The following is a 15,154-nucleotide window of genomic DNA, read 5'->3' as shown; positions in this document are numbered from 1 at the left end:
GCGCTCGGCCTGACGGTCACTTCGTCTGTTGAATTCCCAAACAGCTTCATTGGAAGCAGCAACAAACTCTCCTGGTGCCAGAGCTTCTTCCGCAACTTAAGCTTTGCCTGCCCGCTACTTTTTCTCGTCCACAAAATTCTGCACGGTGTAGGCCACACCGATAGTGAGGCCCTGGGAGTACTGCACGCCGCGGTCCTGGTCGTAGTCGTAGAGGCCGATGGCGGTGAGGCCGACGTTGACGTATTTGCCCACTTTAGCGGTGAGGCCAAGGTCGAGACGATGGTCGATTTGCTGGGGCGTGAGGTTGCGGTAGTTGGCGAACAGGACGTAGCGGGCCTTGAAGTTGACGTTGGGGCTGATGTTTTTGTCGAAGTCGGCCAAAATCTGGGCGGCCAGCACTTCGAAGCGCGTACTGTGGCCGAGATTCACGCCGTAGGGCGTGTCGCCGAGGGCGGCCACGAAGCGGTTGGCGCGGTTCACCACCGTTAGGCGCGGGGCGAAGGGCGAGAGGCGCAGCTTGAAATATGGCACGGGGTGGTACTCGAAGCCGTAGGCCGCCGTAACGAAGCCGGGCGCGAAGAAGTCGGATACGAGTTGGGCGCGGTCGAGGCCAGCGGCGTTGGTGTCGTACTTGTAGCCGGGGGCAAATTGGGTGAGCAGGTTCAGGGACACGAACATGTCCCACTGGCTGCTGATGGCCCGGCCGTACTTGGTGTCGAGATACAGCCGGTCCTGGCCCTTGCGGTAGCCCAGGCCTTTGGTTTGGGAAAAGGCGAAGAGGAAATCGGCTTCGTTGTCGAAGCTGTGCACGCCGAGCTTGCGGTTGGCCCGGGCATTAGTTAAGGCATTGAAACCAATGGTACTGACGCCCCCGCCCCGCCAGTTGCTGCTCAGCAAGGACTCGTTGAGGCCGAGGCCGGTTTTGAGGCTTTTGCGCCACACCGGGGCTGGCGTAGGCGCCGCGAGGGGCACGACAGGAGGCACGGTTTGGGCGTGGGCAGCTGGGGTTAGGCCGCAGGCGGCGGCTAACAGCAGATAAAATAATCGCATGGGCAGGAGAAAATCGGTGGAATAACGGAAGCAAATACGGTGGTCGAAAATAGCACCGCGAGCGCCGTCACTCATAACCATGACCAGTGAGCGGTGGCGGCGCGGGCAGCAGCGGTCCTAATTATCGATACCAAAGCTTTAGATTTTTCGCGGCTAAGTATCAGCTCATCAGCCTTGCACAGCGCGCAGGTTACGACCAAAAGTCAACTTATTTTATCAATCCAATTTATTAAATATTCATTTGTTTGATTAAATTGCCTAAGCCGATGATTTTTTCTGGCGGGTAGTGCGGGGCCAACCGGCTACTCGCGCCGCGCTACCCTCCTCTCAACTTCCTGTTGCTATGGGACTATACCAACTCATCTACCAGAGCCAGTCGCTGGTGCCCTTCGAAAAGGAGGAGATAGTGACTCTGCTGGCCGGATGCCGTGCTTACAATACGACCCACAACATCACGGGCCTGCTGCTGTACACGCCCGATGGCCGCTTTCTGCAAATGCTGGAAGGTGAAGAAAGCACCGTGCGCAGCCTGTATCTGGACAAGATTTCGACGGACCCGCGCCAGTTCAGCTGCCGCATCTACAGCGAAGGCCCGGCCCTGAAGCGCAGCTTTCCCAGCTGGCCGCTGGGTTTCCGCAACGCTTCCGCCGATGTGCTGCGAACGCTGCTCAGCAACGTGCCGCCCGACCGGCACGGCCTGCTGGTGCCCCGCCCCCACACCCGCCCCGAGCTGATGAAGCTGCTGCAGGAATTTCTGGCCAATGGAGAAGTCAAGGCTTCACAGGAAGACCCCTGGACCCGAACCTCTGGCCGCGAGCCCGCCTACTGAGCGCGCCCGGGCCGGTATCTTTACCCCAATGCCTGCCCTGCCCACTTCCTACCCCGTTTCGGGGGCCGCTTCGCCGCTGGCCGCCCCGGCGTCTTTTCTGGCCGCCACCGCCCGCGAGCTGCTGGACCGCTACGGCTCCGGCCCGCTCGACGAGTTGTCCGACATCATGGTGGTGGTGCCCACGCGCCGGGCCGTGGTCTACCTCAAAAACGAGCTGGCCCTGGCCCTGCCGATGGGTGAGCCGCTGTGGGCCCCGCGCGTGGCCGCCATGGAAGACTACATGATGGAGCTGGCCGGCGTGCAGGTGGAGGAGCCAATCGCGCTGCAACTGCTGCTGTTCGACATCCTGAAAAAAATTGACACCGGGCTGGATTTTGACAAGTTCGTGGGCTGGGCCGGGCTGCTGCTGAGCGACTTCTCGACCCTCGACCAGAACCTCGCGCCCACCCACCAGGTGTTCGAATACCTGAGCCAAGCCAAGGCCCTGGAGCGCTGGAAGCTGGACGAGCTACCCGAGAAAAGCCAGGCCGCCGCGCACTCCTTCAGCTTCTGGGACCAGCTGGAGCGGGTGTACCAGCAGCTGCAACAACGCATGCTGGCCCAGAAGCTGGCCTACCCCGGCCTGGCCTACCGTCGCGCCGTGGAGCAGCTGGAACAGCGCCTGCAGGACCCCGCCCAGCCCGAGCCAGCCCGCCACGTCTTCGTGGGCCTGGGCAATTTGTCGAAATCTGAAGAGAAGCTCATCCGCCTGCTGATGAACGCCGGGCGGGCCGAAGTGCGGTTCGATGCCGACCCTTTTTACCTTGAAAAAGACTCGCCCAACCGCGCCGGCCAGCACCTGCGCCATTACCAGGAGCAGTGGAAGCTGCCGCTCGACAGCTTTGGCGGCGGCGTGGAATGGCTGCGCGGCCGGCCCCACCACGTGCGCTACCTGGGCGTGGCCAACCCCAGCATGCAGGGCAAGCTGGCCGGCCAGCTCCTGGCCGAAGCCCGCCGCCAGTACCCCGACGCCTCGGTGGCCGTGGTGCTGCCCGACGAAACCCTGCTCCTGCCCGTGCTACACGGCCTGCCGCCCGACGAGGTGCCCGACTACAACGTGACCATGGGCCTGAGCTTTCAGGCCACGCCCCTGTTCAACCTGGTCGATTTGCTGTTTGAGGTGCACCTCACCGGCATCCGGGAGGGCAGCGCCGAAACGGGCTACGGCGTGCCCCGCTACCACCATCTGGCCGTGACCAAGCTGCTGAGCCACCCGTTTCTGCGCCGCTACCAGCTGTGGCAGGACCGCCAGGCCGACCAGCCCCAGTACCACGGCTTGCTGGACCAGATTTGCCGCGAAATCGTGCGCCTCAACGCCGTGCTGCTGCCCGCGACCGAGCTCGTGAAGCTGGGCGCGCACCATCCGCTCATCGAGGCCCTGTTCAAAACCTGGGATAATTGCGACGACATCATCGCCGCCTGCTACACCGTTATCAACCTGCTGCGCCAGGTGTACGCCGCCGAAAAAGCCGACACCGACCGCGAAGCCAGCCTCGGGGCCGAGTACCTGTACCTGTTCTATACGCTGGTGAAGCAGCTCGATTCGGCCTTCGACTGCCGCGAGCAACGGCTGTCGGTACGCTCGTTCCGGCGGTTTCTGTACGAGCAAATGGCCCGCACGCGCCTGCCCTTTTCGGGCGAGCCGCTGGCCGAAGTGCAGGTGATGGGTTTGCTCGAAACCCGGGCCCTGGATTTTGACCACATCATCATCCTGAGCTGCAACGAGGGCGTGCTGCCCGCACCCAAGAAGCAGCAGTCGCTGTTTCCCTACGATGTCCTCGCAGAGTTCAAGCTGCCCACTTACGCCGACGCGGAAGCCATCACCGCCTACAATTTCTGGCGGCTGCTGCAGCGCGCCCAGCGCGTGGACCTAGTGCACGTGCTGCCCGGCGCCGAAGGCATGAAAAGCGGCGAGCGCAGCCGCTTTTTACTACAGCTGCAAAATGACCTGCTGCCCCAAAACGCGCAGCTGACGCTGGAGGATTTGACGGTCAGCGTAAGCGAGTTAAAAGTTGAATCAACAGATGCTGCCGCTTCAACTTTTAACTCCCCCGAAGGCGACCTGGTGCTGGAGAAAGACGCCGAAATGCTGGCGGCCTTGCGCGGCGTGCTGGAGCGCAACATTTCGCCCTCGCGCCTGAATGATTTCCTGGCTTGCTCGCTGCGCTTCTACTTCTCGAAAGTGGCCCGCTTCCATGAGAACGAGGCCGTGGAAGAAACCCTGGAAGCCAGCAGCTTCGGCACGATGATACACGAGGCGCTGGAAAACCTAATGCGCCCTTTTCAGCAGGAAGCCCGCCAGATAACGGCCGCCGACATTCCCGGCCTCGTGCAACAAGCTCCGGCCGAGGTGCAGAAAGTGCTGCGCCAGGAAGAAACCGAAAAGCACGCCCGCGCCGACGAAGGCCTCAACCACGTGTACGGCCAGGTAGCCACCCGCCTCGTTGTGCGCCTCCTGGAAAGCATGGTCGAGCAGCCCGGTATCCTGCCCCTGCGCCTGTTTGGGCTGGAAGCGAAGCTGGCCGCCACCGTGTTTGTGGACGTACCCGGCCAGCCCGAGCGCCTCGCCGTGCGCCTGTCTGGCTACGCCGACCGCGTGGACCAGCTGCCCGACGGCCGCCTGCGCGTGGTGGACTACAAGTCCGGCCTGGTGAAGCGCAGCGACCTGCAGCTGCGCGGCTACAAGGACCGCCTCAGCCCGGCCGAAGCCGTGGAGCGCCTGCTCACCGAGCCGTCCTCCAGCGCCGACAAGGTGCGCCAGCTCTGGCTCTACCGCCTCATGCTGGCCCACACCGCCCAGCGCGAAACCGCCGAAACCGCCATTCTCTCCCTGCGCAACCTCGACGAGGGCCTGCTTTCCGCCGATTTGAGCTTTCTTACCGAAGGCGGCGAAGACTTTGTGGCCATTTCCGAAGAGCTGGTGCGTAAAATTGTGCTCCGAATGCTGGACCCCGCCGAGCCCATTCGCAAAACCGACGACTTTACCAAGTGCGAATACTGCCCCTACAAAGGCATCTGCGCCCGCTAAGAACCTTCCCCATGACCAACCAGCCCGCCAAAGACGAATTCATGCAAGCCGCCATCGACGAAGCCCGCCTGGGCCGCTCGCAGGGCGGCATCCCCATCGGTTCGGTGCTCATCCGCGACGGCAAAATCGTGGGCCAGGGTCACAACAAGCGCGTGCAGGAAGATTCCGCCATCAAGCACGGCGAAATGGACTGCCTCACCAACGCCGGCCGTCAGCGCACTTACCGCGACACCGTTATCTACACCACGCTCATGCCCTGCTACATGTGCGCCGGCACCATCGTGCAGTTCAAAATCCCAAAGGTCATCGTGGGCGAGTCGCGCACCTTTGGCGAGTCGCGCACTTTCCTCGAAAGCCACGGCGTAGAAGTGGTCGACCTCGACCTGCAGGAATGCGTGGACATGATGGACGAATTCATCGCCGCCGAGCCCACGCTCTGGAACGAGGACATCATGGAGCTGTAAGCCACCGGTAACCAAACCCGCCGTTGCCGTGATTTCACTCAAAAGCCCGCGAAAACTGCGCTTTTTTGGGCCGGCTACATCTGCCGGCCCGGCTTTTGCGTTGCTGATAGTGCGTTAACCTTTCGTTGCTGCCCATGCCTAATCACGCCGTTCACCGCTTGTTGCGCCCGATGCTGATGTGGCGGGCCCGCCACATCAGCGAACGGATGTACATGCTGATTCTGAGCGTGCTGGTGGGCGCGAGTGCGGGCCTGGCGGCCGTCGCCCTGAAAATCTCGGTCCGCTGGGGCCAGGAAATGCTGCAAATGGGCATTTCTGAGCCCAAGCGGGTATTTGCTCTTTCGGTTTATCCGGTTATCGGCATCACGCTCACCGCCTTATTCACCAAGCTTTTTCTGGGCGGGCAGCTGGGCCGGGGCATCGGCCCCATCATCTACAACACGGCCCGCGAGGGCAGCGTGGTGCCGCGCTCCAAGCTCTATTCGCAGCTGGTCACGGCCTTTCTTACGGTCACGTTTGGAGGGTCGGCCGGTACCGAGGCCCCGATTTCGGTGACGGGCGCGGCGCTGGGCTCCAACGCGGGCCGGGTGCTGCACCTGGATAGGCGGCGGCGGCGCCTGCTCACGGGCTGCGGGGCGGCGGCGGGCGTGGCGGCCATCTTCAACTCGCCCATCGCGGGGGTGCTGTTTGCGGTCGAAACGATACTGCTGGAGCTGCCCGCCCAGTATTTCATTCCGCTCCTCATTTCCTCGGCCACGGCCACGGTGATTTCGAAAGCCCTGTACGCGGGCCAGCCGTTCGTGCTCATCACCACCAGCTGGCCCGTCAACGCGGTACCTTTTTATATACTATTGGGCTTATTCACGGCCTTTTTCTCAGTGTATATGATTCGAACCTACCATTGGTTCGAGCGTTTCTTTGAGCGGTGGCCGGGACTAAACTGGCGCAAGGTGCTGCTGGGCGGCTCCATGCTGGGCGGCCTCATTTTCCTGTTTCCCACGCTTTACGGCGAGGGCTACAACACGGTAGAGCTGCTACTGAGCGGCCACGCCGAGCGCATCACCGATGGCAGTATTTTCTCTGTTTATCAGGACAATAACCCTTGGCTGCTGCTGGTGCTGGTGCTGTTCAGCCTCATGCTCAAAGTAGTGGCCACCAGCATCACGGTGGGGGCCGGCGGCAATGGCGGCATGTTCGGCTCGTCGCTGTTTGCGGGGGCGTTGGCGGGCTTCTTCTTCGCCCGCCTTATCAACCTGAGCGGGCTGGTGCACATCCCCGAAATTCACTTTGTGGTGCTGGGCATGGCCGGCACGCTGGCGGGGGTTATCCACGCCCCACTCACGGCCATTTTCCTCATTGCCGAAATCACGGGCGGCTACGCGCTGTTTGTACCATTGATGGTGGTAACCAGCTCTTCCTACCTCATTACCAAGTATTTCGAGCCGTACTCCGTATACACCCGCAAGCTCGCCAATCGGGGCGTAGACGTATACGCCAACCGCGACCGGGGCCTGCTGGCGCAGCTCGACCCGCGCAAGCTGCTCGATACTGGTTTCGTCCCGGTGCGGCCCAATACCACGCTGGGCGAATTGGTCGACGTGTTCCGGCACGCCTCGCGCAACCTGTTTCCGGTGGTGGCGGCCGGGGGCCGGCTGCTGGGCGTAGTCAGCCTCGATTCAGTCCGTGATGCCCTTTTCGATGATGCTCATTACGCCACCATCAGGGTGCGCGAGCTGATGAAGCCTGCCCCCGCCGTGGTGGGCCCTAACGACGACCTGGAGCACACGCTCACGCTGTTTGACCGCCACGCCGTGTGGGCCCTGCCCGTGTGCGAGGAGGACGGCCGCTACCTCGGCTTCATCCTCAAATCGGCCATCCTGGCCCGCTACCGGCGGCAACTTATCCAGGAAAGTGAAGCCTGACGCTGTGCTAAATGAGGAATGAAAATACTGCGTTTGGCAGTCAGGCTACTTAGCTTTGATGGCTGATTCATCACGTTTAATTCTTCATTTCTCATTCTTCATTCCTCATTACAATCAGGAGTAGCCGTAGTCGGCGGCGGGCCAGCCGGACTGCTGGCGGCCCAGCGCCTGGCCGAAGCCGGGCAGCGGGTGCAGCTGTTTGAGGCACAAGCCACGGTGGGCCGCAAGTTTCTAGTGGCCGGTCACGGTGGTTTCAACCTGAGCAACGCCGAGGAGCTGAGCCGGTTCGCCAGTCGCTACGGAGCCGAATCGAGCCGTTTTGCGCAGTTGCTGGGGCATTTTTCACCGCTTGATTTACGAGCCTGGGCCGCCGACCTGGGCATCGAAACCTTTGTGGGCACGAGTGGCCGCATCTTCCCAGTGGCGGCGCACAAGCCGGCCGATTTGCTGCGCGCCTGGCTGCGCCGACTACAAACGCTGGGCGTTGAAATTCATACCCGCCACCGCTGGCTGGGTTTTGCGGGCCCCACCGGCCTGCGCCTGCGCGATGAAAACCCGGGACCCGACGCCGGCCGGGAATTTGTGCTGGAGCCCGCCGCCACCGTGCTGGCCCTGGGCGGGGCCAGCTGGGCCAAAACCGGCTCCGACGGCGCTTGGGCCCCGTTGCTGCAGGCGCTTGGGGTGCCCGTCACGCCATTCGCCCCGTCCAACTGCGGCGCGGAAGTAAATTGGTCCGATTTCTTTATTCAAAAAATCGGTCGCACGCCGCTCAAAAACATTGCCCTGCGCGTGAACCACGGCCCCGAGGTCCGTGGCGAAATCATGCTTACCGAATACGGCGTGGAGGGCACACCGGTGTACACCCTCACGCCCCAGCTACGAGCGGCACTGGCCAGCGACGGCCCCGCCGTATTGCACCTCAATCTCAAACCCGACCTGACGGCGGAGGCGCTGCGCCAAAAGCTTAGCCAGCCCCGGGGCAAAGCTTCGTTCTCTGATTTACTCAAGAAAACCCTCAGCCTGAGCCCCGCCGTGCCCACGCTCCTGCGGGAGTCGTATTCGGAAGCAGCCACGCTCGCCCCGGCGGCGCTGGCAGAGCTGCTACGCGCCGTACCGCTAACCGTTGCAGGCTTACGGCCCCTTGATGAGGCGATTTCCACGGCCGGCGGTATTGCCTTTGCGGCCCTCGATGAGCACCTGATGCTGCGGCAGCAGCCGGGCATATTCGTGGCCGGCGAAATGCTGGACTGGGAGGCCCCCACGGGCGGCTACCTGCTGCAAGGCTGCTTCAGCACCGGGGCATGGGCGGCACGAGGGATGTTAGATTTTATAAAATAGCGCCGGACGGCACCTGAATATATTCAACTCTTGAGGCTGGCGGCTTTGGCGCGCTTATCGGCTTCGCGCAGGATTTGGCGGGCCTCGCCGAGCAGGCGGCGGCCGGGGTTGAGCTCTTCGTGGGCGATGAGGGCGAACAACAAAAAGAACGACGCCAACGGCAGCACCCAGCCCAACACAAACCACAGCCAAAACGACCGGCCCCGACTGTGCGCGCAGTAGCCGGTCAGAATTGGGATGAAGGAAATGGCCAACGCCACCACAAAAAGCATGTCGACAAAGAGCATAGGCTTGTGGGGGGTTGGGAGCGTGAGGACTAAGCTACTACGGTCGACCGGAGCAGGTTCGAAGATACAAATTTTGCGGCACAGAGGGAAGCGGGTACCAGGTAATTTTGTTTCGCAATACCACTATCCGTTCGATTTTTCCGTAGTTCGGGACGAAGTTGGGCCCGCAGCAAGGTCTGGCCGTCCTCAAATTGCCCATGTGGGAACACCAAAGCCTATTCCGAGTTTCTGCCCAGCTCTTCGCCGAGGGGGTTTTTAATTTGCTCGACCGCAGCCTGCGGCCCGAGGTTTTTCTGCTGGGCTTTGCCTCGGCCAAAGAGTCGGACGAGCCCGGTGGCGTGGTGGTCGAGCCGTCTTCGACCCGCTACCAGCCCGGCGATTTCGCCCGGGTAAAAGCCCGGGCGGCCGTACTCGAAGCCAATGCTGGCCCCCAGGGCTCCGTGTACCACCTGCACCCCAACGACCACGACCGGTCGGAGAAGCAGCACTGGTACGAGCTGGTGTGCCAGGCCACCGAAACCACGCTGGCCGAACTCACCACGAGCCGCCAGGAAAACCGGCGCTCCTTCTGCTCGGTGCCGGTGAGCCTGCAGGGCTACCTGGTAACGGTAGTGCTACAGGTGGCCGCCGACTGCTACGAGGGGTACTTCGCGCTGCCCAAGCCGGGCAATGGCCGCCCCTCCAACCTGCCCCACGCGGCGATTATCGAGTTTCTGCACGACTGTGCCCGCGCCCTGCGCGAGGCCGACACGGCCGACAACGACCAGCCCGTGCTCGACCGTGACCACAACGAGCTGCTGCGCTCGGCGGGCCGCCGCCTGATGCTGCGCGTGGCCCCCGCCGGCACCCACGGCCTGTATGATGCCTGCAACGGCGTGGCCGCTCTGCGCCACGAAGGCGACGAGGGCATCGGAACCATGCTGGTGAGCCGCCGCCTGCACCCCGGCATTGTACCGGTGCTGACCCTGGAAACGCCGGTGCCCATGCGTGACCACCGTTCTATCCGCAAGCTCCTGGAGCTAAGCGAAGGCCACACGGCCCTGATTTCAGACGCGTCCCACGTATTTGGATTGGGGCAGTTAGTACCCGAATCAGACACTCAATTTGAGCCGCTTAGCACGGTGCACTTCACCAATCACTACAGCTGGGAAATGAGCCACGCCGGCCACGTACTCATGCGCGTGGTGAGCAACACCCCGCGCCTGCCCCAAGGCCGCGTGGCCGCCGACAACTTCACCCGCGTGGCTGCCCGGATATTCCCTAGCCTCAACGACGACAGCATAGATTACCTCTGGGACCTGGCCCGCAAGGCCAGCACCCAGCCCAATGGCACCATCCTCGTCATCAGCACGGGCGCTGCCCACGAGGCCCGCCGCCTCACCCGCCAGTGCTTTCGGGTGGTGCCGCGCATTATGACGCCTTCGGTGCTGCGGCTGGTCACCAACATCGACGGGGCCGTGCTCATCGAACCCAACGGCGTGTGCCACGCCATTGGAGCCATTCTCGACGGCCTGGCCACGGAGAAGGGTGACTCCTCACGGGGCTCGCGCTTCAATTCGGCACTACGCTACGTCAACAGCAGCCAGTACCCGGTGCTGGCCGTGGTGGTGAGCGAAGACGGCTGGATTGACCTGCTGCCCAGCTAGGCAAGCTGCGCTAAAATTATTCATTCAGGAGGACGGCCATTGGCTTTACTTAGGCGGAGCATGAACAACTGTGCCTGGTTTTCACCGCTTCTTAAATACAGCAGACCTTTCAACACCGCAGGTGTTACATTAGCCTGTCACTTTGTATTTATGCTGATATGTTGCCTTCCGCTCCTGTTATTGCTACTATTGACTACCCCAAGGCTCTGGCCGATGCCGAGCAGCGCATCCGGGAGCTAACCGAGTCGCTGGCCTTTGCCGAGATGGCGGAGCAGGTGGTAGAACAGCTTACTGACCGCCGACTGGAAGGGCTGCTGGTAGTGAACAAAGCCGGCCGCATTGTGCTGACCAACCAGCAGCTCTTCAGCCTGTTTAACCTAATGGACTCCTCTGCGGCCTGGCAGGGAAAGCCGGTGCTGCAGCTGCTGGCCCGTTTGCAGCCCCTGGTGGAGAAGCCTACCGACCTGGCTACCTGGGTGGCCAACGCCCCGCGCGTGCTGCGCCCCTACCAACCCGTGCTCCTGACGCTGCACCACGACCGGGTGCTGGCCTGCGAGGCCACGCCGGCAGCACCGGATGACCGGGAAGGCTTGTGGGTGCTGAACCTGCGCGACGTGAGCGAGCAGCAGCGGCAGCTAGCCGCTCAGAAGTCATTCGCCTTTATCCCCGACGAAAACCCTAACCCAATTGTGCGCATTGGGGCCACATACCAACAGTTGTACGCCAACCGGGCGGCCCAGCGGCTTGGGGCCAGCCTGACACGCCCCGAGCAGGTGCGGGTGCAGCGGCAGTTGCGGGCGGGGGCCACGGCATCACTGGCATTGGGTACGCTGCAGCAGGTTGAAGTAAAAATCGGGACGCAAGTATTCAGCATCTCCGTGGTGCCGCAGCCGCTGGAGGGGTACGTCAACCTCTACTTTGCCGACATCACCGAACGCGAGGCGGCGCGCCAGCAGCTGCGCGAAACCCAGCAGTTTATGGAACAGGTGCTCGACACCATTCCGACGGTGGTGTTCGTGCGTGACACCGAGCAGAAGCTGGTTTTCCAGAATCAGGCCATGTTGAATCTGGTGAAGGCCTCCCCCTTTGCCAAGCCCGTGGCTCCCACCCCCGAGAGCGTGGCCGAGCTGGCCCGCTACGCCGCCATCGATGCCCAGGTACGGGCCACCGGCCAGGAAGTAGCGCGGGAAGATTCGTTCACGCTTGCCGATGGCAGCACCAGATGGTTTTATACCGTGAAGCGCCCCCTCCGCCGGCCCGATGGCTCGATGCACGTGCTGGGCGTGAGCACCGACATTACTCCCCTCAAACAGTTTCAGCAAACCCTGGAGCGCAGCGAAAAGCAGTACCGCGACCTGATGCATTACGGGCAGGCCCTCATCGGCACCTGCGACCTGCAGGGCACCGTGCTCAGCGTAAACCCCGCTCTGGCCAAACTGCTGCGCGAATCCCCCGCCGCCATGCTCGGCATGTCCGTCACCGCGCACATGCTGCCCGAAGACCGCGACGCCTTTGCCGATTACCTCACCCGTATTACGGCCGCAGGCGAAGAAGAAGGCGTGCTGCGCGTGGTACCGCGCGGCACCCAGGAGCTACGCTATTTGCTGTACCACAACTTCGTGGTGCGCGAGCCCGGCCAGGCTCCCTACATAGCCTCGCACGCCCACGACATTACGGACCGGGTGCGGGCCAATAAGGAGCTGAAGCGGGCCAAGCTGGCCGCCGAAGCCGCCGTGCAGGCCCGCGAAAACTTCCTGGCCAACATGAGCCACGAAATCCGCACGCCCATGAACGGGGTGCTGGGCGTGGCCAACCTGCTGGCCAAAACCCCACTCACCGCAAAGCAGCAGGAGTACCTGCGCATCATTCGCAGCTCGGGGCAGCACCTGCTGGCCGTGCTGAATGACGTGCTGGACATGGCCAAAATCACTTCCGGCAAGCTGGAGCTCAGCAGCGAGTCGTTCAACCTCTGCGACTCGATGCAGCAGGCCGTGCAGCCGCTGGCCCTGCAAGCCCAGGAAAAAGGCATTGTCTTCGAAGGCACGCCCCTGAGTGCAGGCTGCCCCTACCCCGTGGTGCGGGGCGACGCGCACCGGCTCAATCAGATTCTGATAAACCTGGTGAGCAACGCCATCAAGTTCACGCCAACCGGTGGGCGGGTGAAGGTGGAAGGCCAGCTGCTGAGCGAAACCGCCGACACGCTGACCATTCAGTTCCGGGTGACGGACACGGGCATGGGGATGCAGCCCGAGGTCATCGCCCGCATCTTCGAAAGCTTCACCCAGGCCTACGCCGATACTACGCGCCTATTTGGCGGCACGGGCCTGGGCCTCAGCATCAGCCGCGCTCTGGTCGAGCAGATGAACGGCTCGCTGACGGTGGAAAGCACGCCCGGGCAGGGCAGCTGCTTCGCGTTCACGCTGTGCCTGCCCAAAGCTACCCTGGCCGACGCTGCTATAGCCACCGATGTATTCGATACCGGCGTACTACATGGCGTGCGGGTGCTGCTGGTGGAAGACAACGACATCAACCGCATGGTGGCTTCCTGGACCATGCAGGCCTGGGGCATGGTGGTGACGGAGGCTGAGAACGGCTCCGAAGGCGTGGCGCAGTTCGAGCAGCAGGAATTTGACCTGGTGCTAATGGACATTCAAATGCCCGGCATGAGCGGGCTCGAAGCCGTGGCCCTTGTCCGGGCGCACCCCGACGCGGCACGGGCCGGCGTATCGGTGCTGGCCCTCACGGCCAACGCCTTCCGCACCGACCACCTGCGCTACCTGGCCGCCGGCATGGACGACTGCCTGGCCAAACCCTTTGAGGAAGCCGAGCTCTACGCCAAGCTGGTGCAGCTGCTGGCCCGCTAGCCCAGCCAGCAGCTCAAAGAGAATCCCCGCCAAAAATTCCGGCGGGGATTCTTTTTGAGCTGCCATACCATAATCTACCCGTTCACGGAGGCCATCATAGCCTCGGGGTAGCGCATGCCGGCGGCCGCTTTGCCTTTGGGGGCTATTTCGTCGAGCTGGGCCAGCTCATTGGGAGAGAGGCTGACTTCGAGCGCGCCCAGGTTTTCTTCCAGGTATTTCACGCGCTTGGTACCGGGAATGGGCACCATGTCGTCGCCCTGCGCCAGCACCCAAGCCAAGGCCAACTGGCTGGCCGTGCAGTGCTTTTGGGCCGCCAAGTCGTTGATGCGGGCCACCAGGTCGAGGTTTTTTTGAAAGTTGTCGCCCTGAAAGCGGGGGGTGTTGCGGCGGTAGTCGTCGGCCGCGAGGTCCTCAAACCGCTTGATTTGGCCCGTGAGGAAGCCCCGGCCCAGCGGCGAGTACGGCACGAAACCCACGCCCAGCTCCCGGATAACGGGTAGAATCTCATCTTCCGGCTCGCGGCTCCACAGCGAGTATTCGGTTTGCAAGGCGGCGATGGGGTGCACGGCCACGGCCCGGCGCACGGTGGCCGGCGCGGCCTCGCTCAGGCCCAGAAACCGCACTTTGCCTTCTTCCACCAAGCGACTCATGGCCCCCACAGTTTCCTCAATAGGCGTGTTCGGGTCTACGCGGTGCTGGTAGTACAGGTCGATGTAATCGGTGCCGAGGCGCTTGAGGCTGCCTTCGCAGGCGGCCTTCACGTATTCGGGCCGGCCACTGATGCCGCGCTTGGTGGGGTCGTTCAAGTCGCGCAGGATGCCGAATTTGGTGGCAATAATGACTTTATCGCGCTGGCCCTGGAAGGCCCGGCCCACCAGCTCCTCGTTTTTGTAGGGGCCGTACATATCGGCCGTGTCGAAGAAGGTCACGCCCAGCTCCCGGGCGCGGTGCAGGGTGCGGGTACTCTCGGCATCGTCCTGGCCGCTGTAGAAATCGGACATGCCCATGCAGCCCAGGCCGAGGGCTGAAACAGTGAGGCCGGAGCGGCCCAGTTGGCGGGTTTTCATAGGTTGGGAAGAAAATCAAGTGACTGAAAAGAATGTGTCAGGTGTGTAAAGCAATACGCACAAGCTTCTCCAACCAGCTAAGCCCAATTTTGCTTTTTATATATTCTCCAAGCCAACGCCGCTGCTTTCCAACGCTGTACACAACCGCACGGCCCGCCCGCCGAACGTACCTTTGGGCCGTGAAATACATTCCCACAAATGCCCTGCGCGGGGCCCTGGTGGCTTTCGGCGTGCTCCTGGCCGCCTGCGCCTCCCCCGACAAGCCCATTGCCGAGCAAGGCCCACCCACTCCGGCCGCCGCGGCCGAAATGGCCGTCATGGCTCGCCACGACTCCCTGATGGCCCAAACCGACCAGCTCTACTCACTCAAGGCCCAGATTTCGGCTACCCATTCCCCCGCCGCCGCCCCCTTCGTGCGCGGCCTGCTGGCCGCCGATGCCGCGATGATGGACTGGATGCACCGGTACAAAGCGCCCGACAGCACGGCCACGCCCGCCGCCCGTCTGGCCTATTTCCAGCAGCAGCAGCAGGTGCTGGCCGGCGTGCGCCGCCAGTACCGCGCAACGATGGACTCGGCTTCGTTGTTTATCAGCCAGCACCCCGCTTCTTCTAAATAACCC

11 protein-coding genes are annotated in these 15,154 nt (G+C 62.7%); 8 read left to right on the top strand and 3 right to left on the bottom strand.

Annotation, left to right across the window (positions count from 1 at the left end; genetic code table 11):
• Positions 1 to 114: 114 nt before the first annotated feature.
• Complete coding sequence (locus IEW17_RS03985; RefSeq protein ID WP_188560732.1) at positions 115 to 1,050, bottom strand: DUF3078 domain-containing protein; 936 nt, start codon at positions 1,048 to 1,050, stop codon at positions 115 to 117.
• 343 nt (positions 1,051 to 1,393) lie between these two features.
• On the opposite strand from IEW17_RS03985, the gene IEW17_RS03980 reads away from it, so the two are divergent.
• The 5 genes from IEW17_RS03980 (at position 1,394) to IEW17_RS03960 (ending at position 8,670) form a co-directional block, all read left to right on the top strand.
• Positions 1,394 to 1,879, top strand: a complete 486-nt coding sequence (locus tag IEW17_RS03980; protein WP_188560731.1) for a BLUF domain-containing protein — start codon at positions 1,394 to 1,396, stop codon at positions 1,877 to 1,879.
• A 28-nt stretch (positions 1,880 to 1,907) separates the two neighbouring features.
• The gene (locus IEW17_RS03975; RefSeq protein ID WP_188560730.1) at positions 1,908 to 4,946 is read left to right on the top strand and encodes a PD-(D/E)XK nuclease family protein; all 3,039 of its coding nucleotides are present in this window, start codon (positions 1,908 to 1,910) and stop codon (positions 4,944 to 4,946) included.
• An 11-nt stretch (positions 4,947 to 4,957) separates the two neighbouring features.
• Positions 4,958 to 5,410: a nucleoside deaminase gene (locus IEW17_RS03970; protein WP_188560729.1), complete on the top strand. Its 453-nt coding sequence runs from the start codon at positions 4,958 to 4,960 to the stop codon at positions 5,408 to 5,410.
• 134 nt (positions 5,411 to 5,544) lie between these two features.
• Entirely contained in the window at positions 5,545 to 7,332 is a 1,788-nt protein-coding gene (locus IEW17_RS03965; protein WP_188560728.1) for a chloride channel protein, read from the top strand.
• 69 nt (positions 7,333 to 7,401) lie between these two features.
• The gene (locus IEW17_RS03960) at positions 7,402 to 8,670 is read left to right on the top strand and encodes a BaiN/RdsA family NAD(P)/FAD-dependent oxidoreductase (protein WP_373286152.1); all 1,269 of its coding nucleotides are present in this window, start codon (positions 7,402 to 7,404) and stop codon (positions 8,668 to 8,670) included.
• Positions 8,671 to 8,693: 23 nt separating this feature from the next.
• Here the strand turns inward: IEW17_RS03960 and IEW17_RS03955 are convergent, their stop codons facing one another.
• Positions 8,694 to 8,957, bottom strand: a complete 264-nt coding sequence (locus tag IEW17_RS03955; RefSeq protein WP_188560727.1) for a hypothetical protein — start codon at positions 8,955 to 8,957, stop codon at positions 8,694 to 8,696.
• 197 nt (positions 8,958 to 9,154) lie between these two features.
• Between IEW17_RS03955 and IEW17_RS03950 the strand changes: the two genes are divergently transcribed.
• Together IEW17_RS03950 and IEW17_RS03945 are read left to right on the top strand one after the other, a co-directional pair.
• Positions 9,155 to 10,603 (top strand): DNA integrity scanning protein DisA nucleotide-binding domain protein, encoded by a 1,449-nt coding sequence (locus IEW17_RS03950; RefSeq protein WP_229748799.1) that lies wholly within the window; start codon positions 9,155 to 9,157, stop codon positions 10,601 to 10,603.
• Between the two features lie 158 nt (positions 10,604 to 10,761).
• Entirely contained in the window at positions 10,762 to 13,467 is a 2,706-nt protein-coding gene (locus IEW17_RS03945) for a PAS domain-containing hybrid sensor histidine kinase/response regulator (protein WP_188560725.1), read from the top strand.
• A 74-nt stretch (positions 13,468 to 13,541) separates the two neighbouring features.
• Here the strand turns inward: IEW17_RS03945 and IEW17_RS03940 are convergent, their stop codons facing one another.
• Positions 13,542 to 14,534, bottom strand: coding sequence for an aldo/keto reductase (locus IEW17_RS03940; protein WP_188560724.1), 993 nt, complete (start codon positions 14,532 to 14,534; stop codon positions 13,542 to 13,544).
• 179 nt (positions 14,535 to 14,713) lie between these two features.
• On the opposite strand from IEW17_RS03940, the gene IEW17_RS03935 reads away from it, so the two are divergent.
• On the top strand, positions 14,714 to 15,151 hold the full coding sequence (locus IEW17_RS03935; RefSeq protein WP_188560723.1) for a hypothetical protein: 438 nt from the start codon (positions 14,714 to 14,716) through the stop codon (positions 15,149 to 15,151).
• The last annotated feature ends 3 nt before the right edge of the window (positions 15,152 to 15,154 follow it).

Origin of the sequence: Hymenobacter frigidus (assembly GCF_014640435.1) — a bacterium.
Lineage (GTDB): Bacteria > Bacteroidota > Bacteroidia > Cytophagales > Hymenobacteraceae > Hymenobacter > Hymenobacter frigidus.
This window is presented reverse-complemented; position numbering and strand designations above follow the sequence as displayed.

What these genes read in the sequence shown, in the direction of transcription:
- IEW17_RS03985 (WP_188560732.1), bottom strand. Translation starts at nt 1,050, where the DNA reads ATGCGATTATTTTATCTGCTGTTAGCCGCCGCCTGCGGCCTAACCCCA.
- IEW17_RS03980 (WP_188560731.1), top strand. Translation starts at nt 1,394, where the DNA reads ATGGGACTATACCAACTCATCTACCAGAGCCAGTCGCTGGTGCCCTTC.
- IEW17_RS03975 (WP_188560730.1), top strand. Translation starts at nt 1,908, where the DNA reads ATGCCTGCCCTGCCCACTTCCTACCCCGTTTCGGGGGCCGCTTCGCCG.
- IEW17_RS03970 (WP_188560729.1), top strand. Translation starts at nt 4,958, where the DNA reads ATGACCAACCAGCCCGCCAAAGACGAATTCATGCAAGCCGCCATCGAC.
- IEW17_RS03965 (WP_188560728.1), top strand. Translation starts at nt 5,545, where the DNA reads ATGCCTAATCACGCCGTTCACCGCTTGTTGCGCCCGATGCTGATGTGG.
- IEW17_RS03955 (WP_188560727.1), bottom strand. Translation starts at nt 8,957, where the DNA reads ATGCTCTTTGTCGACATGCTTTTTGTGGTGGCGTTGGCCATTTCCTTC.
- IEW17_RS03950 (WP_229748799.1), top strand. Translation starts at nt 9,155, where the DNA reads ATGTGGGAACACCAAAGCCTATTCCGAGTTTCTGCCCAGCTCTTCGCC.
- IEW17_RS03945 (WP_188560725.1), top strand. Translation starts at nt 10,762, where the DNA reads ATGTTGCCTTCCGCTCCTGTTATTGCTACTATTGACTACCCCAAGGCT.
- IEW17_RS03940 (WP_188560724.1), bottom strand. Translation starts at nt 14,534, where the DNA reads ATGAAAACCCGCCAACTGGGCCGCTCCGGCCTCACTGTTTCAGCCCTC.